1 protein-coding gene is annotated in these 379 nt (G+C 44.1%); it reads left to right on the top strand.

Going from position 1 to position 379, the window contains the following annotated elements:
- Positions 1–21 precede the first annotated feature (21 nt).
- On the top strand, positions 22–379 hold a 358-nt coding region (locus H9X86_RS13185; RefSeq protein WP_204901760.1), incomplete at its 3' end, for a transposase.

Here is a 379-nt window from a genome sequence, read left to right as displayed (position 1 = left end):
AAACATAGGGGGAGCATTGCTATGCCACAGAAACAAAAGGTCAGTATAGAGACAAAGGTCACAATCATACAAGATTACATCAATGGATGCATTGGTATGCGTGAGGCGGCACGGAGGGCTGGAGTTTCTCACAATACTATGGGACAGTGGGTGCGTAACTATGAGATAGATGGGGTGGATGCATTTCTGCCACATAAAAATCGTGTATACAGCCCAGAATTAAAGAAATCTGCTGTGGAAGACTATTTATCCGGTGCTGGAGGCGAGTCGGATATTTGCAGAAAATATCATATTGGGAATCGTGCACAGCTCAGGGATTGGATAAAGGTGTATAATGCTCATGGAGATTTCAACTCCGTAAAACACTCAGGAGGAGGAA

The sequence above is a fragment of the Pseudoflavonifractor capillosus genome (assembly GCF_016902575.1).
GTDB classification, from domain to species: domain Bacteria; phylum Bacillota; class Clostridia; order Oscillospirales; family Oscillospiraceae; genus Enterenecus; species Enterenecus capillosus_A.
The sequence above is the reverse complement of the archived record's forward strand: the minus strand, read 5'-3'. Positions and strand labels throughout refer to the sequence as shown.